The organism is Pseudomonas veronii (assembly GCF_001439695.1).
In the GTDB taxonomy this organism is placed as follows: domain Bacteria; phylum Pseudomonadota; class Gammaproteobacteria; order Pseudomonadales; family Pseudomonadaceae; genus Aquipseudomonas; species Aquipseudomonas veronii.
The window spans coordinates 102702-127390 of the sequence record NZ_JYLL01000014.1; the positions used below are offsets into that span (position 1 = coordinate 102702).

Consider the following 24689-nt stretch of genomic DNA (forward strand, 5'->3'; position numbering starts at 1 on the left):
GCTGTGGTTGAACTCGACTTGGAATTAATTGATGAACCAGAACCAAAATGCGAGCACTACGGATTTTGATGTGATCATCGTCGGCGGTGGCACCAATGGCCTTTCGGCTGGCTGCTACCTGGGCCTGGAAGGCAAGAAGGTGCTGGTTCTGGAGGCATTGGACAAGGTCGGCGGGATGGCCTCCTCGGGTTACCTGATACCCGAAGCGCCGCAGCATCTGGTTCATCCCTGTGCCCTGGACATGATGTCGATGCGCGTGCATTCCCATGTGCCAGCGGAGCTGGGACTTGATCGACACGGTTTCAAATCGATAGAGCTTGCGCCGGGGTATGTGTACTTGCATCCGGATGGCCAATCTCTGATCTTCTGGCGCGATCGCGAGAAAACCGCCGCCGAGATCCGCCGGTTCAGCAGCAAGGATGCCGAGGCGTTTCTGCAGTTCATGAAAGTCATCGACATGTTCCTCGATATCGCGCTGCCGATGATGCGTGTCGACCCGGCCAAAACAAACCTCGGCGTGAAGCTGAAAATGCTTGGCACCGCCATCAAACACAAAGCGCTGAAACCCGAGCTGATGGCGCTGATGACAGGCTCCGCGTTGCAGGCGGCACGTGAGCGCTTCGAGCATCCGGTGACCATTTCCGCGATGTGTGCACTCACTGGGCTGGCAGGGGATATCAGCGCCGATGGCGGTGGCATCTATTACGCCTTGCTCGGTTTCCTTCATCGTTTTGGCGTGGGCCGGGTATTGGGTGGCATGCAGCAGTTGAGCAATGCCATGCAGACTCGACTGGAAGAGCTGGGCGGGCAAGTGCTGGTGTCGGCCAGCGTCAGTGAAATCGTTGCCAGGGACGGTCTGATCAAAGGCGTGAAACTGGCTGATGGTCGTCAGTTCACCGCACGTGCGGTCATTGCCGGCTGCCACCCCAAGCCGGCGTTGGACATGGTTACCCGTGGTGAAATCCCTCAACACCTGCTGACCCGTATCGCCATGGCACCTGCTAACGGCAGAGGGTCGGGACCATTGAAGGTGGATGTTGCCCTGCGTGGGCAGATTTCTTTGCCGCGTTTTGCTGCCATTCGCGGCGATGGCGTGGATTTGCGTAAAACCGTCATGCTGATCGGCACCGAAGAAGCCGTGCTGGAAAACTTCGCCGCCTGCGCCCGTGGTGAAGTACCGAAGTTGCCCTATATCACCGTGGCCGCACCCAGTGCGGCCGACCCTTCACAAGCGCCAACCGGGCAGGATGTGTTGTACATCTATCCGCCGGTGATGCCGGTGAATCCCAATGAAGGTTGGGACGCGCTGCGTGAGCGGGTGGCCGACCAGGTGCAGGAACAGCTGTATGACTACATCGATGGGATCGAGGGGCAGGTGATTGGCCGACATATCGAGGCTGCTCCGGATTTTACTGCGCGCTTGAACACGGTGAATGGCTGCGTGGTGCATATCGACACCACCTCGATGCGCTCGAGCACCATGCGCCCGGCGTACGGTTTGGGAGGCGATACCTTGCCGGTGGCGGGACTGTATTTAGGGAGTGCCGGCATTCATCCGGGCGGTGGGGTAAACGGCATGGCCGGGCGGTTGGCGGCCAAGCGGGTGAGCAAGTATTTGCGTAAAAAGGCTGACTGAAGCGGGTCGCTGATTCCAAGCCCCTAAGCAACCCCCCCCTGTGGGAACAAGCCTGCTTCCACAGGGAAAGCTCATTGGGCGAGAGTGTGTGAACGGTGCTTAAACGCCGTCGACGTTTTTTTCTGCGCCCAGCGAAATACTCGCCAGCACAAAATCCGCCGAGTACTGACGCCAGGTGGCCATGCCTTGCTCCGAGTCCGTATCCAGCCCGGCAAGTGCCGACATCGAATAGCGGTTGGTGAACCAGCCAGTAGTCACCAGCGAAGCGCTGGCCAACAACAGGCGCGGGTTGATGTCTGCGCGAAAATCACCACTGGCCGCACCCCGCAACAAAATCGCGTCGAGCTTGGCGATCAGCTTCGGTGCCATTTCCAGAAAATGGTTGCGAGGTGTTTCGTGGGTGTCATGGTAGCGAATGCCTTCCAGCGCCAGGCTGCCGAGGAAGGGGTCCAGACGGTACTGGTCAAAAAAATGGTTGAGCACGGCGCGCATCGCCACTGGCGGTGAAAGCTCTTCGACATTGAGGTTGACCAGCTCGGACATGATGTTGTCCGAAGACTCATCCAGTACCGCTACAAACAGGCCTTCCTTGGAGTTGTAGTAGTGGTAGACCAGCTGTTTGGTAACGCCGGCTTCCCGGGCAATTTCTTCCACGCGCGCACCGGCCAGGCCTTTTCTGGCGAACTCCACGCGCGCTGCCGCGAGCAGGCGATTCATCGTATTGCGTTTGCCCTGTTCGCCACCTTCTCCTGCCTTTACCGCCACCTCGTCCTCCTCATGCCAGTTTTGGCCAGGTTATTCACACCTTGAAGCATTTCCCCGGGGGCCTTCGTTTGACCCCAAGTCAAACGAAGCGGACTACCGGCGCAGACACAACCACATACCATGGGTCGGCAGCCGGACAATCTTGGTGTGCAAGAAGAATAAAAACAAGACAGGAGCTCCTGATGAGCAACGAAAGCGCAGCACTGGACCTGGCAACCGCATACTCCGCTGTGTCGGAAATGTATCGGGGCACCGACCTGGATATTCACGCGGTGTGCCGCGAGCAACGGCTGAAATCGCCCATCTATGAAGGCGACTTCATCACCCAGTTTGGCGTGCCGACGAATGCCGGCACCCAGCAGGGCACTCGCCCGACCTTCGCCTTGTTCAAATACCAGGATGTAATGACTGTCCTGCGCGATGGTGCGACCTATACCAGCGGTTTTATTGCCGAAGGTCTTGGCGCGTTTTTCGATGGTTTGATCATTCTTGCCATGGACGGTGACGAGCACCGTAAGGTGCGCGCCTTGCTGCAACCGGCCTTTATGCCGGAGACCGTGAACAAGTGGCGCCCGCAGATCGATCAAGTGATTCGCGAGGAGTACATCCAGCCGATGTTGCCGGCAAAGAAGGCCGACTTGATGAAGTTCGGCCTCGAGCTGCCGATTCGCGTCATGTACGCTTTGATGGGCTTCCCCTCGGATGAGCCCTCCAAGTACAAGCAATACGCCGCGTGGGCCTTGGCCATTGTCGGCGGCAACCAGATTGACCCGAGCAAAATGGTTGAAGCGCGACGTCAGGCCGGCATCGCTGTCAAAGGTCTGTACGACGCGCTTGCCGAGGTGGTGGTGCAACGTCGTGCCGAGGGCAGCCAGGGCGATGATGTGGTCGGGCGTTTGCTGCGCGCGGAGTACGAAGGGCGCACGCTGGATGACCACGAGGTGATCACCTTCACTCGCTCGCTTTTGCCAGCCGCGGGCGAAACCACCACGCGCATGTTTGGCTCGGTAATGACTTTGCTCTTGACCACGCCCGGCTTGCTGGAACGCGTCAAGGCCGACCGCTCATTGATCGGCAAGCTGATGGACGAAACCACGCGCTTTGAACCCGTGGCCACTTTCAAGGTGCGCGAAACCGCCCGGGAAGTGGAATTTCACGGCGTGAAAATCCCCAAGGGTTCGTTCGTCCAGTGCATGGTGGTGTCCGCCAACCGCGACGAAGATGCGTTTGAAAACCCTGAGGTATTCGACATTGATCGCAAGCCAAAACCCTCCTTTGGTTTTGGCTTCGGCCCGCACATGTGTATCGGTCAGTTCGTCGCCAAAGTGGAAATCAGCTGCGCTGTCAACGCCATCCTCGACCTCTTTCCCAACTTGCGACTCGACCCGAGCCAACCCGTCCCGCAGATCGGCGGAGCGCAATTGCGAGGCGTGTCCACGCTCCCGGTGATCTGGGACTGAATCACGCTGTAATCCCGTTTCCCTGCCTCAACAAAAACAACAGAGGGCATCATGAGAACGTTTAAAACCATTCCAGAACGCGGTGATTTCGGCTTTCAACAACTGGTTGGGCCGCACAAGGTCACCGGCGCTTCGATGTCAGCCGAACGCGGCTTCTTCGGCCTGCACCTGAGCAAAAGTTCGCCGTTCGGTTCTGTGCGCGATGAGCAAGGCAACATTTACTCATTCGTACGGTCGCTGATGGCGCCCAATGGCACCCCCAACCCAACCAAGTTCTTCTACCTGAACAATCACGTCGATAACGTCAACCTGCGCATGGACCACGAAAAAATGGCCCGCCAGGCGCTGACACCACTGCCGGTACACAGCCTGGAAGGCGATGTCGCACGTTGGGCCAGCCACCCGGGCGAACCCGGCAACTCTTGGGAGATCACCGCCAGCAGCGAACGCCTGACCTGGAAGGAAGAAGGCCTGTTTCACCTCGAAGGCCGACTGCTTGGCCCAGGTTTGCAGTGGTACCTGCCAGGCGTGGAATGGGGCACCTTTTATGTTTCGCAGTTGTGGGATATCGCCGGTGTCTGCGAGGGGCGTCCGGTGAAAGGCGCCATGGCGCTGGACCAGTTCTACATGGCCGAAGGCGGCGCCATTCACTTCAAGAAAGACTTGGTGGTGAACAACAACAAGCATGTGATCTGGTGGTCCTTCGTCACCGTTTATAAAGATGGCACCTGGGATACCGGCTCTTTCATGGTCGGTCACGACCACTTGGGCTACGCCATTTTCAACAATGAAAAAGGCGAGGTTCGGGTCACCACCGATATCGAAGGAAACACCGAACACAAGGACGGAAGCTACTTCCTCAAATCCGCGAAAATCGTGCTGGAAGGCAAGGAAGAGTGGGAGTTTTTGCCTGATGAGAAGGGCGAGATGATCGACTTCGTCGGTGGCTTCCCGATCACTGCGCAGCAGGAAGGCCGTTGGCGTCGGGTTGGCGATACCCGTGAGCCTTCACACTGGCTGGGCTGGGGTGAATCGGACCGGCGTAATGGCTCGGCCCGCAATGTGCCAGGCAAAGACCTGTAAACAGTTGACCGAAACCTTTACCCCTGTAGGAGCTGCCGAAGGCTGCGATCTTTTGACTTTGACTTTTGAAGGCAAGATCAAAAGATCGCAGCCTTCGGCAGCTCCTACAGGGGAGCGTACGCGTTGTATCAGTAGCCTCCACCAATAACAACAATGAGGAATCACGATGAAATTCCGCGACAAAGTCGTGCTGGTCACCGGTGCAGGTCGAGGCATGGGTCGCGCCATTGCCCTGGCCTATGCCCGAGAAGGCGCCAAGGTGGTGGTGTCGGCACGCACCGCTCGATACGGTGAAGAAACGATCGCACAGATCAAGGCCCTGGGCGCGCAAGCCTGCCTGGTCGGTGGCGACATCGCCGACCGCGAGGCGATCAAGTCAATGGTGCAAGATGGTGTAGAGCACTTTGGTGGCCTGGACATCGTGGTGCATTGCGCTGCCGATACCAGTCACGGGCTGATCGCCGAAATGGCCGATGATACGTTTGATCACATCGTTCGCAGCAATATTCAATCGTTGTTCTGGTTGGCCAAGGACTGCGCACCTTATCTGTCGAAAGCAGCCGACAAAGGCCGGCTGATTTTCATCTCGTCCGGCGAAGCCAACCGCAAATACACCCCTCGCCTGATTGCCTATGGTTCCAGCAAAGCCTTCATGAATGCCTTCGCCCGCGGCCTGGCGGTGGAATTCGGTGCCATGAATATTCTGGTCAACGTCGTCGAGCCCGGACTGATCGGCACTGATCACATGCTCGAAACCCTGGGCAATGAACTGCCGCATAAACTCGCTGCACATTTCCCGGTAGGGCGTCTGGGCGAGTCCGCCGACATTGCCAACGCCGTGCTGTTTCTGACCTCCAACGAGGCTTCCTATATCACTGGCACTTCGCTGCTGGTGGATGGCGGCGCCACCATGATCGCGCTGCCCAAGGTCGAAGAAATCCTCAAGGGCCATTAATCAACCCGCACGTCCGCGATGGGAGTCAGGTCATGACATCGGATACACGCAGTAGCAACACCACGGCCCACGCCGGCAATGATTTTTCCGAGTTCAAGCGCGGCTGGCGCGTGGTTGTCCTGGGCCTGTTTGGCATCTGCACCAGTATTACCGCTGCGTTGCTGTACGCCTTCGGCACCCTGGTGATTCCGCTGGAACAGGCGTTCGGCTGGAGCCGGGGCGACTTGCAGGCCTCCATCACCTTTCTGTTCGCCGGTGTGGCGATTTCCACGCAACTGGTCGGCTGGCTGTACCGTCGGTTCGGGCTGCGCCGGGTAGCGATTGTTTCGATCGTGCTGCAGATCGTCGGTTACTTTGCGATCACGCGGATTGAGGGTTCGATCGGCTGGTTGTACCTGGCGTTTTTCAGCATGCCGATCATTTGTGCCGGAACCATTGCGATCACCTGGACGCAACTGGTCAACCTCTGGTTCGAGCGTAACCGTGGTTTGGCGCTGGCCGTGATTCTGTGTGGCACCGGGCTGATGGCGATGATTCTGCCACCGCTGTTGTCGCGGCTGATTGCCGCCTACGGTTGGCAAGCCGGGTTTATTGCGCTGGGGGCGATGCCTTTGTTGTTTACGTTGCCCTTGTCATTGATGTGGCTGCGCATGCCGGCGCTGCTCGCCAGTCCTGACGCGACAACGCAGAAGGAACTTCCGGAGCTGTCCGGCATGTCCTTCAAACAAGCAGTGCGCTCAGGGATGTACTGGGGCTTTAACGTTGCATTGATATTGTCGGTGTCGTTGACCGTCGGCATGGTCACCAACATGGTGCCGATGCTGCAAAGCAAGGGCCTGAGTGCGCAGCAAGCCAGTCAGATCTTCAGTACCTTTGGTATTTCCATCATCGGCGGGCGCTTGTTGGTGGGTTATCTGCTGGACCGCTATTCACCTTCAGTAGTGGCCGCCGTGAGCCTGGCGCTACCCGCATTGGGCTGCGCGATCTTTCTCTTTGGCGGGGCGCAAAACACACCGTTGCTGGTGCTGGCGACCCTGTGCATCGGCGCCAGTGCCGGAGCTGAGTTCGATCTGGCGGCATTCCTGATGGCGCGCTATTTCGGCTTGAAAGACTACGCGCGGATATTTGGTCTGCACCTGTGCCTGATCACCATTGTCTCCGGTCTGGTACCCATGCTGTTCGGCCATCTCTATGACCTGTACGGCAGCTATTCCGCTGTGCTGGTGTGCTGTTTCTGCTGCGCCATTGTCGGCCCGACCATTCTGCTGTGGTTGAGAATGGAGCCAAAATTCCTCGCCCGTCAGCAAAACCTCCAGCTACGACCACATGCCTGAACCCACTTGAGGATGAACGTGAAATGAGCATGGACAAACACACCATCGAGCACTTTCTGCACGGGCAGATCGACTGCTGGAACCGGGGCGACAAAGACGGCTTTTTCGCTCACTACCGCAGCGTCTCGGCCAACGGCTTGAGTATCGAATACGTCGGCAAGCCCCAGGCCGATGCCTGGCAGGTACTGGAAGGCATGTGGGCGCAGCAGCAACCGAAGATTCGCGTTGAAGTGCGCCAGTGCATCGTCAATGGCAATGAAGCGGCGTGCCATCACCTGAACGCCTTTCGCGAGCAGGAAGGCGGTATCGAGACGATCGAGTTGTATCGGTTTGAAGAAGGAAAGTTGTCCGTACGTTACTTCATCAACCAGTAATCGTTGCGCACAGCCTTGTCAGAAAGGCTGTGCGCGTCGTCGCCTAGACGCCATCGGTGGAATGGGACAGCTGCTGCCATTGCTCGATTTCCGCGAGCATCCTGTTGAGCTTGTCGCTGACCTGCTGATAAGCGTCTGAACCCGCCAGGTAACGCAACGGTGGATGTTCGCTGTTGGCCAGGAGCACCAGCGCATCGCCCAGTTTAGCCGGGTTGCCGGTTTGCTGATGGTTGTAGGCGGCCGAAGCGCCTTTGACCTTGGCGGTGAATGCAGCGTAATCCTCCAACCCGCGTGTACCGAAGACCGCGGAGCTGGGGTCGAGAAAGTCGGTACGGAAAACCCCGGGCTCCACCAGCGTGACCTTGATCCCGAACTGCGCCACTTCCTGGGCCAGGGATTCGGAAAAACCTTCCACAGCAAATTTAGACGCGCAGTACAGCGCCGCACCACCCATCCCGACCATGCCACCCATTGAAGACACGTTGAACACCCGGCCACTGCGTTGCTGACGCATGACAGGCAGCACGGCGCGGCAGACGTTGAACACACCGAACACATTGGTCGCGAACTGCTGGTCGGCGTCGCTGGCGAAATTGTCTTCAAACGGCGCCAGTTGTCCATAACCGGCGTTGTTGACCAGCACATCGATTCGGCCAAAACGCGCCACGGCAGTTTCTACGGCAGCCAGTGCCTGGGCTTCGTCGGTCACATCCAGGGCCACTGCCAGCACGCGTTCGCCGTACTCGGCAAAGACAATTTCCAGCGGTTCGATACGCCGGGCGCTGACCACCACGCTGTCACCATCAGCCAATGCGGCTTTGGCAATGGCAGCACCCAAGCCTCGGGCCGCACCGGTAATAAACCAGACTTTGTTCATTGCATCGCTCCAGTCGTTGTGCAAAAAAATGCCGCGTCAGCTTTAAGGCGGGCGCGGCAGCGGGTGTGAAAGATCAGTACGACGTTCAGTCGCGGTTGGCCGCTTCCCAAGCTTTCAGATCGAACCCGTCAGTGGCGGCCTCAACTGCCGTCAGCTTGGGCACGCGAGCAAGAATCTTGCGCGCCGCCATGTGATCGCCCATGCGATTGCAGGACTCCACGGCCACCAGACGGTCATTGCGGAAACACAGCACAGACGCTTGATGTTCTTCGACTGAACCGAGCACGACGGTACTGTCATAGCCATGCGAGAGTCCGGCGATCTGCAGTTTCAAGTTGCCTTGATCGGTCCAGAACCAGGGCAGGGCGCTATAAGGTGCCGGTTTACCCATCAAGCGTGCAGCCACTGTGCGGGCCTGGTCGATGGCGTTCTGCACCGACTCGAGGCGGGTGTGTAACTCATTGTTTTGCAGGCACGGGAAGCTGGCGACATCGCCTACCGCGGAAATTTGCGGGTCAGAGGTCAGCAGGCTGGCGTCCACCTTGATGCCGTTCTCGATGTCCAGACCGACTTCAGTCGCCAGCTGCGCATTGGGAATCACACCGATACCAAACACCACCAGGTCAGCAGGGAGTGCACGTCCGTCACCGGTTTGTACCGCGCACACCTTGCCGTTATCGCCGTCGATGCGGCTTAAACCCTGGCGGAAGTCAAAATGGACGCCCCACGCTTCATGGGCCTGGCGAAACAATTCCGACATTTCCCGCGACACGGCACGAGCCATGGGACGCTCGCCCAGCTCCAGTACGTGCACATTAGCCCCTAGGGCAGCGGCCACCGCCGCAAACTCGAGGCCGATAAACCCGGCTCCAATCACCACCACGTTGCGCGCTTCTTTCGCCAGCGGCGCCAGGGCGTCGGCATCGGCTTTGGTTTTGATACCGAACACTTGCGGCAACTCTGCGCCGGGAACCGGCAGGGGGCGGTTGTGGGCTCCGGTCGCCAGTACCAGATGGTCGTAACTGACAGCAGCACCCGAGGCTAACACCACGCGTCGGTTCAGGCGGTCGATCGCGGTCGCCTGGTCATGCAGCAGTTCAATGCGCTGGGTGGTGTAGAAATCAGCAGGACGAAACAGCAGATTGGTCGCCTGGATCTTGCCGAGCAGATAGGCTTTGGACAATGGCGGGCGCTGGTAGGGCAGGCCTGGCTCATCGCCGATCAGGGTGATGCGCCCGTCAAAGCCTTCCTGGCGCAGGGAGGCAGCGACCTGAAATCCGGCCTGGCCAGCACCGACGATAACGACTGAGGCGAGGGTCATGGGAACTCCTTCACGCGCATTCAGAATTGCGACGACGGCAGGTGCAAAACCATGCCGTCCATGTCTTCGCTGATGATCATTTGACAGCTCAAGCGGCTGCTGTCGCGACGTTCGAAAGCGTACTCGAGCATGTCGTTCTCCATGCCTTCCGCCGCTTGCACCTTGCCCAGCCAGGCCTCGTCGACATAGGTGTGACAGGTGGCGCAACTGCAGGCACCACCGCAGTCGGCAGAAATACCCGGCACCGAGGCGAAGGTCGCGGCTTGCATCACCGACTGGCCGATGTCGCCTTTGACTTGATGGGCGGTGCCGTTGTGTTCAATAAATGTCAATGTGGGCATGTTCTGCTCCGATTCTTGTTAAGGGGCTCAGGATTGGCTGGGAATGGTTTGCACGTTGAAGTGCGGCACTCGCCCAAGGGTCAGTAGCAACAGCGGACCGATCAGGCAGCAGGCGGCGCTATAAACCAGCATGGCGTTATACGATCCGGTGCGCGCCAGCATGTACGCAAAGAGCAACGGCGCCAGCGCCGAAGCCACGGTATTGAGGCCCTGATGCACGCCGAACAGGCGGCCGTATTCGCGCAAGCCGAAGTAGCGGGCAATCAGGAACGCGGCAATATCGAACTCCGCCCCGGCGCCAAAACCAACCAGCACCGCCGCCAGCATGAGCGGGGCAAATTCGGTGGTCGGGCTCAGGTAGATGAAACAACCGATAGCGGGCAGCACCAGGCTGATCGCAGACACAATCGGCGGCCACAGACGATCGAGCAGATAGCCGATAAGCATGCGGCCGAAGATCAGCGAAATACCAAAGCAGCTGAAAATGGTGGCCGCGTCCCCCGCGGATAGGCCTCGGGCTTGCAGCATGGGCACGGTGCTGGTGACCATGCCGACAATCGAAGAAATCACCAGGCTGAGCGCCAGGTTACAGGTCCAGAATTTCAGCGAGCCCATGCCTTCACGAAAAGACATGCCGGGCAATTGCTCCAGCGCACGCCCGCCGTCACGGTGACCGGCAACAGAGGGTAGTTTGAACCACAGCAGAATCAGCGGCAGCAGCACCAACAGATTGAGCAGCGCGAGAATCACGAAGGCCGCGCGCCAGTCCCATTGCTCGATGCCCCAGGCCATCAGCCGGGGAATGATGGCGGCAGTGACACCAGTCCCGGACAGACCAATGGCGAGCGCCAGGCCGCGATTGCTGTCGAACCAAAGACTGATCAGCTGGGTCCAGGTTACGGCCAGCGCGCCCATGCCGACGATGGGCAGCAGTGCAAAGGCGATGTACATCGACCAGATCGATTGGGTCAGCTGCGTGGTTGCCAGGTAACCGAGTGACAACAACAGCAGGGAAATAACGGTAACGCGCTTCATGCCGTAGCGCAGGTTGAACCAACCCACCAACTGCAATGACACCACCGCGCCGCCAAACAGAAAGGTGATGCAGGCTTGCAGCTCACTTTTGCTCCAGCCAAAGGCATCGCCGAGCGGCACGACCAGTGTGCCGAAACCATAGAGCAGGGCGGCGTTGATGCTGATGGCCACTCCGGCGACCGACAAAATCAGGATTTTCCAGCTTTGGCGGAATTCGCGCAGATCGATTGCCGCTTCGTTTCTAGACGGGTGCATGGAGTTGGCTTCCTTATAGGTTTTGTTGAGCCAAGCACTGCTACAAGTGGTGATGTGAATCACCGCCAGCAGATTCTTTGAACAGAATCTGGTTTTTTAATCAGAATAAAATCAGAAATTCGGCTTTGTCCAGCGCAGCTATCTGACTAACGGACAAACGAATTTCATGCGTTGCACCCACGGTTGAATCACTCTGAAGCCAGCCGTGTTCAACATCCTGCTGCGATTCCCTTTTTTTAAGCCAAGGCAATGATCAGGGACAGCGGATGAGCCTCAGCATATCCGCGTTAAAAATTAATTGCACATAAAATAAATAAGTGTTCATAATTTGCAAAAGCTGAACCTGATAAAGGAGAAAAAAATGAGTTCAGAAAAAGCGCAGTTCAAAGCGGTGGCCGACCGAAGCCGCTGCTGTGGTTATGGTTTGTGTGCTGCGATTTGCCCCAGCCTGTACAAGCTTGATGCCGATGGCATGGTGTACCTCGACGATGCCCGCGTGCCGCCGGAGTTGGAGGAGGAGGCTCGTGAGGGTGCAGCCGCTTGCCCCGCGGAGGCCATCTGGCTTGAGCCCATCACCCCGGATGACGAAGCCGTTTGATGGCGTGAGCGCCTGCCGCAAACGTGATAACCACTGAGGTGAGGATGTGCTAATGGGTCGATTACCAAACAAGGTCGCGCTGATAACCGGTACAGGCGGCGGCCAGGGCAGGGCTGCGGCGCTACGTTTTGCCCGTGAAGGGGCGATTGTGGTCGGTTGCGATTTCAATGCCGAAGGTCACGAGGAGACTGCAGCGTTGATGCAGGCCGAGGGTTTTACCCTGTACGGCTCGGCACCCGTGGACCTGGGTGATCATGAACAGGCCAAGGCCTGGATCGATGCCGCCGTGGCTGAACACGGGCGCATCGACATCCTGTACAACAACGCTTCCGCCGCACGCTTCGGGCTGGTCAGCGAGCTGTCGATCGAAGATTGGCAGTACACCATGCGCAACGAAATCGACCTGCTGTTCTATACCACCAAATATGCATGGCACCACTTGGCCGAACAGCGCGGAGTGATCATCAATGTATCGTCCACCGCTGCATGGGGTGGCTCGAAAGTGGCCGGCATTTCCGCGCATTCGGCTGCAAAGGGCGCTGTGGTGTCCTTCACTCGCCAGTTGGCGGTAGAAGGGGCGCCGTTCGGTATACGTGCGGTCAGTTTGAGCCCGGGATTTGTCGCGACGCCTGGCACCCGGCCTTTTCTGGAAGACCCCAAAATGCGCGCCATGCTGCTGGATGGCGTATTGATGGATCGCCCCGGCGAACCCGAGGAAGTGGTGGCAATGGCGGTCTTTGTCGCCTCGGATGAGGCTTCATTCATTACCGGTTCGGACTTCGTCATCGATGGCGGGTTACTCGCGATCTAGCACGCGCGGCGCCCTGGCATGGGCTACCGGCACCCTTTCATCTCGAACAATAACAAGGTGAATAACGTGGACATCATCGGTATCGGTTACATGGGCTTTGAGACCCCCAATCTCCAAGCGTGGCGTGAGTACGGCCCTCAGGTGATGGGTTTTGGCATAGGCAAGAACCCCGAGAGTGATCCCGATTCGCTGTACTTCAAGATCGATGATCGTCGGCATCGCTTCGCTTTTCATCCTGGCAAGGTAGACCGCATTGTCTACATCGGTTGGGAAGCGGTGGGGCGCATGGCGTTCGAGGACGGCATCAAGAAGCTGGCAGCCGCCAATGTCGACTTCACTCGCGGTGATGCTGAGCTGTGCGAAAAGCGTGGCGTGCGTGAATTAGTGCGTTTTCGTGACCCGGTGGGGTATCAGCACGAATTGTTTTACGGGCAAAAATGGCTGCCGCGCTCGTTCCAGCCGGGCCGCCCGCACAGTGGTTTCCTTGCCGACGAACGGGGTGCGGGTCATGTGGTGCTGATCACCCCGGACTACACTCCGGAACTGGAAGACTTCCTGCTTAATGTCATGGGTTTCAGCTGGTATGGCGCTGGTGCGGGCAAGGGACGAACCGGTTTCTTCCGCTCCAAACTCAACCATCACACCAGCCATGACATCGCTTATGGTCACGGACCGGGTCGCATGGGCGTGCAGCATGTCGGGCTGTTTGTACGCAACGTGCGTGATGTCGGTGAGACCTACGACATCGTGCGTCAGCGTGAACTGCCGATGATGATGACCCTCGGCCAACATGCCCAGGACCCCCATCTGTCGTTCTACCATTTCAATCCGTCCGGGTTCGCCTTCGAGACCATTGCTGAAATCGAGCCATGGCAAGGCGATCCCTATGAGCTGAATCCAGAAAAACTCAGCCTGTGGGGCCACGAAATGGTCGGGCCAATTCTCGGCGCCAGCGTCAAGACGCCGGAAGAAGTGCTCGACGCCGAGTACCTGCCGACCTACTTGGCCAAGCGCTGACATGCGTCTGGCGCGGGTCGAAGTTGCCGGGCAAGCGTTCTGGGCGTTGCTGAATGCGCAAGCTGATTGCTTTCGGCGAATTAATGCTCCTTTCGCCCACTGGGCCGGGCTAGGGGCGGATCTTGCGCCAGACGCCCTCGACCCGAGTGGCGAATGGTTGCCGTTGTCGGCTGCGCGCCTGCTTGCGCCATTGGAACCCGGTAGCCGGGTTTTTGGTGTGGGCCTCAATTACCTCAGCCACCTCAAGCGCCTTGGCAGTGATTCTCCGGCGCACCCGTTGGCGTACATGAAACCGGAGTCAGCGCTGGTTGGTGCCTATGACGAGATCGATTATTCGCCGCTGACCACCCAGCTTGATTACGAGGTGGAACTGGTCGCCGTAGTGGGCCGCCCGTTGCTGGATGAACCGCATGCCAGCGACTGCCTGCTGGGGTATACGGTGGGCAATGACATAAGTGCGCGCGATGCCGGCAAGCAGATTGGTCGTCTGGACCTGTTGACCCAGAAAGCCATGGACCGCACCACACCGGTAGGTCCATGGATCGTGACCGCGGACGAACTGGGTGTAACGGGGCAACCGGCTTTAGATATGCGCCTGAGCGTTAACTATGAACTGCGCCAGCAGGACAATACCCGGCAGATGATTTTTCCCCTGGATGAGTTGCTCAATTATCTGGATGCACGCATCAGTCTGCGTCCTGGCGACCTGGTGTTTACCGGATCCACCCACGGCGTAGGACTGGAAAGCGGGCGTTTTTTACGGCCGGGTGATCGGGTCGAGGCTGAGATTGCAGGTATCGGTCGACAGAGCAATACCATCGCTGCGCCACGCCAACTCATCCCCGCCCGTGCGGCGGGGCGACTGGGTCAGCCGCTGGACAAGTAATCCCTGAAACTGACTGGCGTAGCCGCTGAGGAGTGATGATGAGCGAGGGTTCGGCGTGGGCGCCGTTTCGCAACAAAGCGTTCCGCGGTTTATGGCTGGCAGCCGCAGTGGTCAACATGGCTATCTGGATGCAGACGGTCGCCGCGGCGTGGATCATGACCACATTGACGACGTCGGCAGCCATGGTCTCTCTGGTGCAAACCGCCGTGACCCTACCGGTATTTCTGTTTGCCTTTCCCGGTGGGGTGATTGCCGATCGGGTAGACCGTCGCAGTTGGCTGATCATTACCCAGTGCATGATGCTGTTCGCCGCACTGGTGTTGTGTGTGCTGGCGTACAGCGCGCACATGGAAACCTGGGGCTTGTTGGCGTTTACCTTTGTGCTCGGTACTGGCAGTGCGCTGGGCATGTCGGCGTGGATGGTGACCATGGTCGGCGTACTGCCTCGCGACCAGGTGCCGGCTGCAGTGTCCTTGAACGGAATTTCCATCAATGCCACCCGGGCTTTGGGCCCCGCGTTGGCGGGTGCACTGATTGCATACTGGAACACGACCTCGGTATTTCTGGTGATCGCGCTGTGTATGTTCGCGGTGCTCCTCTTCCTCTTTCGTATCGCGCCCAACCCGCCTGCCGTGGGCTTGCCACCGGAAACCCTGACCGGTGGCATGCGCAGTGGCCTGCGCTATATCCGGCATTCAGCGGTCCTGTTCAGCGCCATGAAGCAGGTTCTTGTGTTCACCATGAGTGCCAGTGCTTTATGGGCCTTGCTGCCACTGGTGGCCAAGCAGGAATTGGGTATGGACGCTGGTGGTTATGGCTTGCTCATGGCGTTTCTTGGTGCCGGTGCAGTATTGGCTGCGCTGAGCTTGCCGCGGTTGTATCGCGTATTGGGCATGCGTCATCTGCTGGTTTGCGGCGCCATTTCCTTTGCCCTCGCCACCCTCACTGCCGCGCTATCCAACAACCGCTACGCGGTCTGCGCAATGCTGCTGCTGGCAGGGTTCGGCTGGATGGCGGTCAACGCGACCATTTCAACGGTGGTGCAAACCTATGCCGCCAATTGGGTGCGCGCACGGGTCGCATCGGTCTATGTGTTGATCCTGATGGGCGCGATGGCGGCCGGCGGTGCGATATGGGGGGCATTGGCCGAGTATCTGGGATTGAGCCAGAGCTTGCTGCTCTCGACACTGTTGTTGCTGGTCGGCATCGCGCTGACCCGAAATGGCCATGTGGAACTGGGCCAGGAAGCAGACTTTGCCGAGGTGCAGTTGACCGACACACTCCAGCTGGCCAGTCCGGTGTCCCATTCCGAAGGACCGGTATCGGTGGAGATTGTGTACCAGGTGGCGGCGCCGGACCGCGATGAATTTCTGGCTGCCGTATACGCGGTAGGCAAGGCGCGACGGCGCAACGGTGCGCAAAACTGGCGTTTGTACCGCGACATGGCGGACCCGCAACTCTACAGCGAGCGCTTTATTGTCGAGTCATGGCTGGAATACTTGCGCCAACAGGTTCGGGTGACCCAGGCCGACCAGGCCCAAGAGCGTCTCATCGAGCGTTTTCGTCGCGAAGATCTGCAAACCCGTCGTTTGATCTATCAGCCGCCAGTGAAATTAACCGATTGAAGTGTTCGAGTAATTCCCAGATAAAACTTTTACGGCGCCAATCATTCTCAGGTTAGAATGGCGCCACTCTAAAGTTACTGGATTGGGCATGGAACTCACTGACGTCAACGACAGCAGCAAATCGGCCGGCGCAACCCTCGTCAAGCCTGTATCCAACGCCATACGCATCTTGCGCTATCTCAGTCAGGTGGGCACGCCGGAACGTTCAGTGGACATCGCCCGGCAACTGAAAATCAATCCAAGTACCTGCTTCAACATCCTGCGCACCCTGGTGCAAGAGGAGGTGGTCGATTTCAGTGCCCTTTCCAAGCGTTACACCGTGGGCCTGGGCCTGGCGCGCCTGGTTGAACAATTGGTGACTCAGGGTCACCGCGTGCAAATGGCCAAACCCCTGTTGCAGAACCTGGCTGCACGCCAGCGGGTGACCATCACCCTGTGGCGCAAAATGAGCCCTGACCGCATCGTCATTGTCAGTTCCGCCGCGAGCCCGACCGATGTGCGTATCGACATGGCTGAAGGTCAGCGTCTGCCAATTCTGATGGGCGCCAGCGGCCGGTTGTTCGCTACGCAGATCGACCTCGACGATCCGGAAGTACAGAGCAGTTTCGAGACGATTCGCTGGGCCCAGCCGCTGTCGCTCGAGGTCTATCGCGAAGAAGTGAGAGAGGCCGCCGAGCGCGGTTGGGCAATGGACGATGGGCATTTTTCGGGGGGGATTCTTGCCATTGCGGCGCCGGTCTTCTCACCAACCAACAGCATCGATTTCACCGTGTCAGCGGTGATGTTCCGTGGCCAACGGGATGAAGAGGGCCTTGCCGAACTGGGCAAGGCGCTGATCGAGTTCTGCAGCGAAGTGGCCGGCGTACTCTACTGAGGCGCGCCGTTACTCGCGAACCAGTAGCAGGCTACCCCCCAGCGGGCCGCCTCCGGCTGCCACCGTACTGACGCGGTGTTCGCGGGTTTGCCGGCCTTCGGCACGACCCCACAGTTGCAGGCAGGCTTCATGCACGTAACCCAGGCCGTGGGTGCGTCCGCCAGACAGCTGCCCGCCATTGGTATTGATGGGCAAGCTGCCCTCCAGTGCGATGCGCGTGCCACCCTCGACGAACGCGCCACTTTCCCCAATGGGGCACAGGCCCAGGGCTTCAAGCCAGATCAGGGTCAAGATCGAAAATCCGTCATACAACTGCGCAGATTCAACATCCTGCGGGGTGTAGTCGGTGCGTGCCCACATCATCTCGCCAACATCGAAGGCGGCCATTTTGGTCAGGGAGATCTGATCCCACGACCAGGGCTGGTTCAACGCTGCGCCCATGGCCTCGATGCGAATTGGTTTATTTGGCTGGTCCTGGGCGATATCACGACGGGACAGGATGATGGCGGTGGACGCATCACAATGCACGTCGCAGTCGAACATGCGCAGAGGCGTTGAAATCATTCGCGATGCCATGTAGTCGTCCATGCTCATCGGCGTGCGGTACAGCGCCTTGGGGTTGCGCATGGCGTTCTGGCGACACGTCAGGGCTATCTGCGCCAGCTGCTCCGGTCGGGTGCCGTATTCATGGAAGTGACGCTGGGCATACAACGCCATCAGATTGATGCCCGATTGCACATTGAACGGGGTAAACCACTGCCAGGCGTAGCTGCTGTCGCGACCCTGGGTTTTGTTGGTCAGTGCGCCGGCCTGTTTGTTGAGCATACGGGCTGACGCTTCGGTGATGGTGCGAAACACCAGTACGTGCTTGCACAGGCCCGCCGCAATCGCCATGGCCCCGTTAATGACCCCGGTAAGCGGGCCGGGCCCTTCATAACCGCCACCGAACCAGTTGACGTTGAGCCCAAGGGCGCTCTTCAGCGCACTGGGACCGACCGGTGAGAACGGGTCGCCATTGTTGTTATCACCCGGCCAGCAGGCCACGCCGTCGATGTCGCTACGTTGCAGGCCGGCGTCCGCAATGGCTTCCAGGCAGGCGTCCAGGGTCAGGCGCATCGCTGACTTGGTAGACGGTCGGCCGATCTCTGATTGCCCGATACCGGTAATGGCTACGTCTTTTTCATAACGATGATCGAACATCACTGATCCTTCTCGAACAGAGGCAACCACACATCCTCGACATTGAGGAAGCTGACCCGTACCGGCATGTCGATATGTACATCCGTGACCGGCATGCCCACCACGTTGCTCACGAACTGCAAGCCGGGTTGCTCAACGAGCTCGATGATCGCCACCACATAGGGCACCTCCAGGTCGGGGGTCCAGGGTTGATAGTTGATGGTGAAGCTAAGTACGGTGCCCTTGCCGGACACCGCTTGCGGCGCCACGTCGAAGCTTGCGCAATGCGGGCAGAGCGGGGCGGGCGGGTGGAAATACCGGCTACAGGCTGCGCAGCGATGAACGAGCAGTTCGCCCTGTTGACCGCCTTGCCAGAAGGCGCGGTTGTCGGCGTTGAGTGCAGGCAGTTTTCTAGGCATCAGCGGTCCGCAGGTGAGTGTTTGACTTGAAGTCATACGGTATCATTTGTACATATTTTCTAAAAGTGTCATATATTCATCCGGACAAAGGCGCGAATCGACCGTTCGCGCCGTAAAACAACAACAAGAGGATTTCGCGATGTCCCAATCACTATTGGACAAGAGGGTAGTCGTCACCGGCGGGTTTGGTGCCCTCGGCAGCGCACTTGGCAAATTTCTGCTGGCGCGAGGCGCCCGGGTGGCGTTGCTGGATCGTAGCGAGGCCCCAGCTGCCTTGCTGGATACGGAAAACCTGCTGTGCCTGGGTGGTGTCGACCTGACTTCGAGCGAGTCGGCCAGCGCTGCGTTCGAGCAGGTCGCGGGGCATTTGGGTGGCATCGACGGTTTGGTCAATGTCGCGGGCGGGTTTGCCTGGGAGACCGTCGAAGGTGGCAGCCTGCTGACCTGGGATCGCCTCTATCAGATGAACGTACGTACCGCAGTGGTCAGTTCTCAATCCGGGTTGACACACCTGCTGGATTCCAAGGCCGGGCGCATCGTCAACATTGGCGCGCTGGCCTCTGTCAAAGCCGCAACAGGTATGGGGGCTTATGCCGCCTCCAAGGCCGGTGTGGCCCGGTTGACCGAGGCGTTGGCCGAGGAACTGAAGGATCGTGGTGTAACGGTCAACGCTGTGCTGCCGAGCATCATTGACACCCCCGCCAACCGCGCCGACATGCCTGATGCTGACAGCAGCCGCTGGGTCACTCCGCAGGCGTTGGCGGCGGTAGTGGCGTTTCTTTTATCCGACGAAGCCGCAGCAGTAACCGGTGCGCTGCTCCCCGTGAGTGGTCGCGTATGAGACTGGTGACGTATACCGACGCCGAAGGGTTTGAGCGCGCGGGTGCATTGCTCAATCGGGATCAGCAGGTACTCGACCTGCAACACGCTTACCGCTTGCTGGAAGGTCGTGACAGTGTGGCGTTGAGCAGCATTCTGGCTTTGGTAGAGGCCGGCGAACCGGCGCTGGAATTGGCCCGCTCACTGGTCGCTAAGGCACCCTCGGCGGCGGTGCTGGAGCGTGCCAGCGTGAAGCTGCGTGCACCGATCCAGCCGCCTCCACAAATGCGCGACTGTTCCTGCTTCGAATTGCATCTGCGCCAGAGCTTCGCGGCGGCCCGTCGTGCCCGTGCGCTGCGTACCGAAGACCCGGAAGCCACGCTGAAAGCGATGAACACCCGCGCTGACGATCGGGTCATCGAGACTTTCAACAAGCAGCCTATTTACTACAAGGGCAACCGTTTCGCGGTGATTGGCATCGACGATGAATTTCAATGGCCGAGCTACAGCCGGGCGATGGATTTCGAACTGGAGTTCGGTTGCTACATCGGTAAGCGCGGCAAGGACATCAGCCGTGAAGCCGCCCGGGCGCATATCGTCGGCTACACCATCTTCAACGACATGAGTGCCCGCGACGCCCAGGCCCTGGAAATGCCCGGCATGCTCGGCCCGGCCAAGAGCAAGGATTTTGATACCGCCAATATCATGGGCCCCTGTCTGGTGACAGCCGATGAGCTGGGTGATCCCTATGACCTGAACATGGTCGCCCGGGTCAATGGCGAGGAGTGGGGGCGCGGCAATACCCGCGATATGCGCTGGAGTTTCGAAGACGTGATTGCCCACGTGTCCCGCTCGGAAACCCTGTACCCCGGCGAGTTTCTGGGCTCCGGCACGGTCGGCAACGGCTGCGGCCTGGAGCAATTGCGTTATTTGAAGCCTGGCGATGTGGTTGAACTGGAGATCGACGGCATTGGTGTGCTGCGCACTCAAGCGGGCAAGGCATCGAACAAGGATTGACGCGTACGTGAATGACGGAAGAATTCACTTACAAGTACAAAGTGAATTCTATGTACATAAATAGAGAAAGTGTCTTATATTTCGCTGCGACTACTGTCGTGACGCTCTGATCAGGAGGCAATCATGCTAACAAGAACAAGCCCCGTATTGTCTGATGGAACCAAGGTCTCTGACCTCATCTATCCCTCTAGCCGTGAAGTACAAATGCGCGTGTTGTCTGACCGCGAAATCTACGAGCTGGAGATGGAAAAAATCTTCGGCAAGATCTGGGTACTCCTGGGTCACGAGTCGGAGATCCCCAATTCCGGGGACTTCATGGTCCGCGACCTGGGCTCCGACTCGGTCATTGTTGCCCGTGGTAAAGAGGGCGAGGTGTTTGTAAACCTCAATGTGTGCCCGCACCGCGGCATGCGCATCAGCACCGCCGATTGTGGCAACACGCAAATTCATAAATGCATCTACCACGGCTGGGCCTTCCGCCCGAATGGCGACTTTGTCGGCTCACCCGTCGAGCGTGAGTGCATGCACGGCAAGATGCTGCCAAAAGAAGAACTGGGCCTGAAAAAGGCACGGGTCACGCTGTACGGCGGTCTGGTCTTTGCGACCTGGAATATCGATGGGCCGTCGTTTGACGAATTCCTCGGCGATGCCAAGTGGTATTACGACATGCTGTTCTGCCGCTCCGACAAGGGCATGGAAGTACTCGGCCCACCGCAGCGCTTTATCGTTAACGCCAACTGGAAAACGGCTGGCGAGCAATCGGCGGCTGACGGTTTCCACACACTGACCTTGCACCGTTGGCTGGGCGAAGTGGGCAATTACGCCAAGAAAGGCGAGGGTGAAACAGCCGACCTCAGCCCGGAAATGATCGGAGTTGAAATCAGCTCGCCCCATGGCCATGCCCTGCGCTGCATCGACCTGGCGCGCAAGATCAAGCGCCTGACCGGCCTCGATCCGGCAGAGTTGAGTGTGCAGCAGAAGCTCGAAGCATTGCCGCCTGCCGGCATGACCGCCGACATGGTCGAACAGCTGGCACGCAACTTGACCGAAGATCAGTTGAAAGTGCTCACCAGCATGCCGCCGCAAGTCGGTGGAATGTTCCCGAACATTCTTTTCGGTTTTGTCTACATTCCGCAGCCGGATGGCACTGTCGTCGGCTCGATGACCCTGCACGCCTACGTGCCGCAAGGTCCGGACAAGCTCGAGTTCGTCAACTGGGTATTTGCCGAGAAAGACGCTTCCCCGGAATTGCGCGACAAGATGCTCAAGCAAACCATCCAGCTGTTCGGCACGTCCGGCATGGTCGAGCAGGATGACTCCGATACCTGGCCGCACATGACGCTGGCTGCCAAGGGGGCGATGGGCCGCAAGAGCACGATGAAGTACCAGGCAGTCTTTGAAACGGGGGCGCCGGAAGGCTGGCCTGGCCCGGGCATCGTCAACGAAGGTTTCACCAAGGACGATACCCAGTGGCACTGGTGGTTGTACTGGCATGAGCTGATGACTGCATCGGACGACAAGTAAAGCGTCTGTTACGCCTGGTATGACTGCGGTCCTGAGGGGCCGCAGTTGCTGGAAACCGCATTAACAAGAATAAAAGTGAGGGAATGACTCATGGCTCAGGTTCAACAACGCGGTGTGGAGGATATCCAGCCGGGTTCCCCAGTCGGTACCAAGCGAGTACCGGTAGGCTCGCCGATTTACAACGATGTGGTGACCTTTCTCTACGAGGAAGCCACGCTGCTGGACCAGATTCGCCTGCAGGAGTGGGCCGAACGCCTGGACACCGACCTGGTGTACACAGTGCCGCTACGCCAGACGCGCTTGGCCGCCGAGTTGAAAACCACCATCGTGCGCAGCGTTCAGCATTACCACGATGACTACCGCTCGATCATGGGCCGAATCCTGCGCCTGTCCGGCAAAAGTGCCTGGGCGGAAGATCCTCCTTCGCGTACCCGACGTCTGGTGACCAACGTGTTTGTCGAAGAAACCGACAAGAGCGATGAGTTTGTGGTGACCAGTTACCTGCTGCTGACCCGTAGCCGGTTCAAGGACCACCACGTCGACATTATCAGTGGCGAACGGCGTGATGTGCTGCGCCTGAGTGAAGTGGGATTCAAGTTGGCGCGGCGCGAAGTCATCATTGACCAGGCGGTGCTTGGAACACCCAATCTGGCCGTCTTCCTCTAGTTCGTACCGGCGGTCTGGTTTGAACCCGGATCGCCGTACCTTGAAGGCATTGGCCGCTCTGTTCTTGACGCAAGAGCGAAGCGGCTATTGCTGTTGTCTCAGCCATTGCTGATCCTCTGCGCACAACTTGAGCTGCTCGTGGCTGAAATCCAGAGTCGAGCCTTTCATGCGCAGTGCCTGCTCCGCACGTTCGGGTTGCTGGCTGTAGCAGAGGGCGCTGGTAGCGGCGTGAATCTGGGCGTCGAGGTTGTACGCACGCCCCATCGAAATCAGGGTGCAGCGGCGAAGCAAAAGAGCCGCTTCGGCGGCTTCTTCATTGAGGGTGCTCAGTGCCCAGCGTGCCATACCTTCGCGAAGGTTGATGCCGCAGTAGGGGGCTGGTCTTTCGATCAGGGTGCCATCGACTTCCCAGCTCAGCTTTTCAACGCCGTCGCACAGCAACGTAGCGCGAGTGTGATTGGCAATACGCTGGCCGACGTTGATGTCATAACGGCGCTGGTGGGGGCCTCGAGCGGCCGCCGCGACAGCGAGGCCCGCGAGGTCCAGCAGATGGGTGCATTGATGACTGGCATCGGTCTGACGGGTGACCGAGTGGGCTATCCGGTCCAGTTTCATGCCCACCAGGTGCTGTAATTGATCGCAAGCCTGAGGGCACAAGGAATAAGGGTAGCGAAGCGCTTCGCCGCCAATGGCGGTGACTTCACCTTGATGGTGGCAGACCCAGACACGGAAGTGGTGGAAGTCGTCTTCCAGCGCGGCTCGGACTTCGCCCGTGCCATTGCCGGGATGAGCAATGATGTCTACGCGGCGACGAAATACACTCATCCTCAATATCCTTGCTTCAATGCTGTTCAGGCTGACGAAATCAGCTATATTTGAACACTATAACCAAAAATGTTCACTAAAAAACAAGAAATGGAGTGGCTATGGCACTGCTAAACGAACAGGTCGCGTTGATTACCGGTGCAGGTGGCGGAATAGGCCGCGGTATCGCGCTGAACTTTGTCAAAGAGGGCGCTGCTGTGGTGGTCGCCGAGCTGGATGTCACCAGTGGCGAGGCCATAGTCGCCGAACTCAAAGCGCTGGGTGCCCAAGCGGTGTTCATCAAGACCGACGTGTGCAGCAAGGCCGATATCGAAGCTGCCGTGCAATTGGCCGTTGATCAGTTCGGTGGTCTGGACATATTGGTTAACAACGCCTTTGCGCCAACACCCAATGTCCTTCTGGAAGAAAAAACCGACGCGATGCTGGAGAAAACCCTCGGTTCTACAGTGTGGGCGGCCTGGTGGGCGATGAAAGCCGCACTGCCCCACATGAAAGCGAGAGGCGGCGGCAAGATTATCAACTTCTATTCCATCGATATCGAGATCGGCGCCTGGTTGCACGGCGACTACAACACGGCAAAGGCAGCGATCGTGGGGCTGACTCGTAGCGCGGCTTCTGAATGGGGGCGGTTCAACATTCGAACCAATGCCATCGCACCGACTGCGATGGGTGCGACCTTTCACAAACTCGCTGCAGAGAACCCGGGGTTTGCCGAAATGTCCGCTTCGATGCGTCCGTTGGGGCGCTGTGGCGAGCCTGAAGCTGATATCGGGCCGGTGGTGGTATTCCTCGCTTCGGAGATGTCGCGCTTTATCACTGGCGAGACCATTCACGTCGATGGTGGCCTGCACTTACCCGGTTACAACTCCCGCCCCAAAGGCATTCCCGTGCGCGAGTATTGATTACCCCGGTTGATGCAGGAGCGAGCAAGCTCGCTCCTGCAAAGAAGGCTCCAGGCCCAAGAGACGCGAAAGCCCGCTTCAAAGCGGGCTT

The 24689-nt window shown here is 58.7% G+C and carries 25 protein-coding genes; 17 read left to right on the forward strand and 8 right to left on the reverse strand.

Annotation, left to right across the window (positions count from 1 at the left end):
- Positions 1-31 precede the first annotated feature (31 nt).
- Entirely contained in the window at positions 32-1636 is a 1605-nt protein-coding gene (locus TU80_RS18160) for a phytoene desaturase family protein (protein WP_020300808.1), read from the forward strand.
- 99 nt (positions 1637-1735) lie between these two features.
- On the opposite strand, the gene TU80_RS18165 is transcribed toward TU80_RS18160, so the two are convergent.
- On the reverse strand, positions 1736-2401 hold the full coding sequence (locus TU80_RS18165) for a TetR/AcrR family transcriptional regulator (RefSeq protein WP_020300807.1): 666 nt from the start codon (positions 2399-2401) through the stop codon (positions 1736-1738).
- A gap of 182 nt (positions 2402-2583) precedes the next feature.
- Here TU80_RS18165 and TU80_RS18170 point away from each other — a divergent pair, with 182 nt between their 5' ends.
- The 5 genes from TU80_RS18170 (at position 2584) to TU80_RS18190 (ending at position 7607) form a co-directional block, all read left to right on the forward strand.
- The gene (locus TU80_RS18170) at positions 2584-3861 is read left to right on the forward strand and encodes a cytochrome P450 (RefSeq protein WP_020300806.1); all 1278 of its coding nucleotides are present in this window, start codon (positions 2584-2586) and stop codon (positions 3859-3861) included.
- A 51-nt stretch (positions 3862-3912) separates the two neighbouring features.
- Positions 3913-4944, forward strand: coding sequence for a hypothetical protein (locus tag TU80_RS18175; RefSeq protein WP_020300805.1), 1032 nt, complete (start codon positions 3913-3915; stop codon positions 4942-4944).
- A gap of 166 nt (positions 4945-5110) precedes the next feature.
- A complete protein-coding gene (locus TU80_RS18180) occupies positions 5111-5899 on the forward strand; it encodes an SDR family NAD(P)-dependent oxidoreductase (RefSeq protein WP_020300804.1) in 789 nt (262 codons plus the stop codon).
- A 32-nt stretch (positions 5900-5931) separates the two neighbouring features.
- Positions 5932-7233 carry an MFS transporter gene (locus TU80_RS18185; protein WP_057005043.1) on the forward strand — a complete coding sequence of 434 codons (1302 nt, stop codon included), beginning with the start codon at positions 5932-5934 and terminating at the stop codon, positions 7231-7233.
- Positions 7234-7256: 23 nt separating this feature from the next.
- Positions 7257-7607: a nuclear transport factor 2 family protein gene (locus TU80_RS18190; RefSeq protein ID WP_020300802.1), complete on the forward strand. Its 351-nt coding sequence runs from the start codon at positions 7257-7259 to the stop codon at positions 7605-7607.
- A gap of 43 nt (positions 7608-7650) precedes the next feature.
- On the opposite strand, the gene TU80_RS18195 is transcribed toward TU80_RS18190, so the two are convergent.
- From TU80_RS18195 to TU80_RS18210, 4 genes are all read right to left on the reverse strand, one after another.
- Complete coding sequence (locus TU80_RS18195) at positions 7651-8484, reverse strand: oxidoreductase (RefSeq protein ID WP_020300801.1); 834 nt, start codon at positions 8482-8484, stop codon at positions 7651-7653.
- An 85-nt stretch (positions 8485-8569) separates the two neighbouring features.
- Entirely contained in the window at positions 8570-9805 is a 1236-nt protein-coding gene (locus TU80_RS18200; protein WP_057005044.1) for an NAD(P)/FAD-dependent oxidoreductase, read from the reverse strand.
- A gap of 20 nt (positions 9806-9825) precedes the next feature.
- Positions 9826-10146, reverse strand: coding sequence for a 2Fe-2S iron-sulfur cluster-binding protein (locus TU80_RS18205; protein ID WP_020300799.1), 321 nt, complete (start codon positions 10144-10146; stop codon positions 9826-9828).
- A 27-nt stretch (positions 10147-10173) separates the two neighbouring features.
- Positions 10174-11436 carry an MFS transporter gene (locus TU80_RS18210; RefSeq protein ID WP_020300798.1) on the reverse strand — a complete coding sequence of 421 codons (1263 nt, stop codon included), beginning with the start codon at positions 11434-11436 and terminating at the stop codon, positions 10174-10176.
- A 361-nt stretch (positions 11437-11797) separates the two neighbouring features.
- On the opposite strand from TU80_RS18210, the gene TU80_RS18215 reads away from it, so the two are divergent.
- From TU80_RS18215 to TU80_RS18240, 6 genes are all read left to right on the forward strand, one after another.
- On the forward strand, positions 11798-12034 hold the full coding sequence (locus TU80_RS18215; protein ID WP_020300797.1) for a ferredoxin: 237 nt from the start codon (positions 11798-11800) through the stop codon (positions 12032-12034).
- A gap of 52 nt (positions 12035-12086) precedes the next feature.
- Entirely contained in the window at positions 12087-12845 is a 759-nt protein-coding gene (locus TU80_RS18220) for an SDR family NAD(P)-dependent oxidoreductase (protein ID WP_020300796.1), read from the forward strand.
- A 66-nt stretch (positions 12846-12911) separates the two neighbouring features.
- Positions 12912-13862: a VOC family protein gene (locus TU80_RS18225; protein ID WP_032904513.1), complete on the forward strand. Its 951-nt coding sequence runs from the start codon at positions 12912-12914 to the stop codon at positions 13860-13862.
- Between the two features lies 1 nt (position 13863).
- Complete coding sequence (locus TU80_RS18230) at positions 13864-14748, forward strand: fumarylacetoacetate hydrolase family protein (protein WP_020300794.1); 885 nt, start codon at positions 13864-13866, stop codon at positions 14746-14748.
- Positions 14749-14786: 38 nt separating this feature from the next.
- Entirely contained in the window at positions 14787-16373 is a 1587-nt protein-coding gene (locus TU80_RS18235) for an MFS transporter (RefSeq protein WP_020300793.1), read from the forward strand.
- Positions 16374-16461: 88 nt separating this feature from the next.
- On the forward strand, positions 16462-17247 hold the full coding sequence (locus TU80_RS18240; protein WP_020300792.1) for an IclR family transcriptional regulator: 786 nt from the start codon (positions 16462-16464) through the stop codon (positions 17245-17247).
- A 9-nt stretch (positions 17248-17256) separates the two neighbouring features.
- Here TU80_RS18240 and TU80_RS18245 read toward each other — a convergent pair whose 3' ends face one another.
- Positions 17257-18447: a thiolase family protein gene (locus tag TU80_RS18245; RefSeq protein ID WP_020300791.1), complete on the reverse strand. Its 1191-nt coding sequence runs from the start codon at positions 18445-18447 to the stop codon at positions 17257-17259.
- Complete coding sequence (locus TU80_RS18250; RefSeq protein ID WP_020300790.1) at positions 18447-18845, reverse strand: Zn-ribbon domain-containing OB-fold protein; 399 nt, start codon at positions 18843-18845, stop codon at positions 18447-18449. Before TU80_RS18250 ends, TU80_RS18245 begins: the two co-directional genes overlap by 1 nt.
- A gap of 139 nt (positions 18846-18984) precedes the next feature.
- Here TU80_RS18250 and TU80_RS18255 point away from each other — a divergent pair, with 139 nt between their 5' ends.
- The 4 genes from TU80_RS18255 (at position 18985) to TU80_RS18270 (ending at position 22871) form a co-directional block, all read left to right on the forward strand.
- The gene (locus TU80_RS18255) at positions 18985-19686 is read left to right on the forward strand and encodes an SDR family NAD(P)-dependent oxidoreductase (RefSeq protein ID WP_057005045.1); all 702 of its coding nucleotides are present in this window, start codon (positions 18985-18987) and stop codon (positions 19684-19686) included.
- The gene (locus tag TU80_RS18260; protein ID WP_020300788.1) at positions 19683-20681 is read left to right on the forward strand and encodes a fumarylacetoacetate hydrolase family protein; all 999 of its coding nucleotides are present in this window, start codon (positions 19683-19685) and stop codon (positions 20679-20681) included. Before TU80_RS18255 ends, TU80_RS18260 begins: the two co-directional genes overlap by 4 nt.
- 123 nt (positions 20682-20804) lie before the next feature.
- Entirely contained in the window at positions 20805-22205 is a 1401-nt protein-coding gene (locus tag TU80_RS18265; protein ID WP_057005046.1) for an aromatic ring-hydroxylating dioxygenase subunit alpha, read from the forward strand.
- Between the two features lie 90 nt (positions 22206-22295).
- A complete protein-coding gene (locus tag TU80_RS18270) occupies positions 22296-22871 on the forward strand; it encodes an aromatic-ring-hydroxylating dioxygenase subunit beta (RefSeq protein WP_057005047.1) in 576 nt (191 codons plus the stop codon).
- Between the two features lie 84 nt (positions 22872-22955).
- On the opposite strand, the gene TU80_RS18275 is transcribed toward TU80_RS18270, so the two are convergent.
- Positions 22956-23696: a DUF2889 domain-containing protein gene (locus tag TU80_RS18275; protein ID WP_057005048.1), complete on the reverse strand. Its 741-nt coding sequence runs from the start codon at positions 23694-23696 to the stop codon at positions 22956-22958.
- Positions 23697-23797: 101 nt separating this feature from the next.
- Here TU80_RS18275 and TU80_RS18280 point away from each other — a divergent pair, with 101 nt between their 5' ends.
- Entirely contained in the window at positions 23798-24598 is an 801-nt protein-coding gene (locus TU80_RS18280) for an SDR family NAD(P)-dependent oxidoreductase (protein ID WP_057005049.1), read from the forward strand.
- The last annotated feature ends 91 nt before the right edge of the window (positions 24599-24689 follow it).

Excerpts from the sequence above, each read along its gene's own strand:
- TU80_RS18275 (WP_057005048.1), bottom strand. The coding sequence starts at position 23,696 with ATGAGTGTATTTCGTCGCCGCGTAGACATCATTGCTCATCCCGGCAAT.
- TU80_RS18180 (WP_020300804.1), top strand. The coding sequence starts at position 5,111 with ATGAAATTCCGCGACAAAGTCGTGCTGGTCACCGGTGCAGGTCGAGGC.
- TU80_RS18220 (WP_020300796.1), top strand. The coding sequence starts at position 12,087 with ATGGGTCGATTACCAAACAAGGTCGCGCTGATAACCGGTACAGGCGGC.
- TU80_RS18215 (WP_020300797.1), top strand. The coding sequence starts at position 11,798 with ATGAGTTCAGAAAAAGCGCAGTTCAAAGCGGTGGCCGACCGAAGCCGC.
- TU80_RS18210 (WP_020300798.1), bottom strand. The coding sequence starts at position 11,436 with ATGCACCCGTCTAGAAACGAAGCGGCAATCGATCTGCGCGAATTCCGC.
- TU80_RS18240 (WP_020300792.1), top strand. The coding sequence starts at position 16,462 with ATGGAACTCACTGACGTCAACGACAGCAGCAAATCGGCCGGCGCAACC.
- TU80_RS18265 (WP_057005046.1), top strand. The coding sequence starts at position 20,805 with ATGCTAACAAGAACAAGCCCCGTATTGTCTGATGGAACCAAGGTCTCT.
- TU80_RS18175 (WP_020300805.1), top strand. The coding sequence starts at position 3,913 with ATGAGAACGTTTAAAACCATTCCAGAACGCGGTGATTTCGGCTTTCAA.
- TU80_RS18280 (WP_057005049.1), top strand. The coding sequence starts at position 23,798 with ATGGCACTGCTAAACGAACAGGTCGCGTTGATTACCGGTGCAGGTGGC.
- TU80_RS18170 (WP_020300806.1), top strand. The coding sequence starts at position 2,584 with ATGAGCAACGAAAGCGCAGCACTGGACCTGGCAACCGCATACTCCGCT.
- TU80_RS18260 (WP_020300788.1), top strand. The coding sequence starts at position 19,683 with ATGAGACTGGTGACGTATACCGACGCCGAAGGGTTTGAGCGCGCGGGT.
- TU80_RS18255 (WP_057005045.1), top strand. The coding sequence starts at position 18,985 with ATGTCCCAATCACTATTGGACAAGAGGGTAGTCGTCACCGGCGGGTTT.
- TU80_RS18270 (WP_057005047.1), top strand. The coding sequence starts at position 22,296 with ATGGCTCAGGTTCAACAACGCGGTGTGGAGGATATCCAGCCGGGTTCC.
- TU80_RS18195 (WP_020300801.1), bottom strand. The coding sequence starts at position 8,484 with ATGAACAAAGTCTGGTTTATTACCGGTGCGGCCCGAGGCTTGGGTGCT.
- TU80_RS18200 (WP_057005044.1), bottom strand. The coding sequence starts at position 9,805 with ATGACCCTCGCCTCAGTCGTTATCGTCGGTGCTGGCCAGGCCGGATTT.
- TU80_RS18245 (WP_020300791.1), bottom strand. The coding sequence starts at position 18,447 with ATGTTCGATCATCGTTATGAAAAAGACGTAGCCATTACCGGTATCGGG.
- TU80_RS18185 (WP_057005043.1), top strand. The coding sequence starts at position 5,932 with ATGACATCGGATACACGCAGTAGCAACACCACGGCCCACGCCGGCAAT.
- TU80_RS18205 (WP_020300799.1), bottom strand. The coding sequence starts at position 10,146 with ATGCCCACATTGACATTTATTGAACACAACGGCACCGCCCATCAAGTC.
- TU80_RS18160 (WP_020300808.1), top strand. The coding sequence starts at position 32 with ATGAACCAGAACCAAAATGCGAGCACTACGGATTTTGATGTGATCATC.
- TU80_RS18235 (WP_020300793.1), top strand. The coding sequence starts at position 14,787 with ATGAGCGAGGGTTCGGCGTGGGCGCCGTTTCGCAACAAAGCGTTCCGC.
- TU80_RS18230 (WP_020300794.1), top strand. The coding sequence starts at position 13,864 with ATGCGTCTGGCGCGGGTCGAAGTTGCCGGGCAAGCGTTCTGGGCGTTG.
- TU80_RS18250 (WP_020300790.1), bottom strand. The coding sequence starts at position 18,845 with ATGCCTAGAAAACTGCCTGCACTCAACGCCGACAACCGCGCCTTCTGG.
- TU80_RS18190 (WP_020300802.1), top strand. The coding sequence starts at position 7,257 with ATGAGCATGGACAAACACACCATCGAGCACTTTCTGCACGGGCAGATC.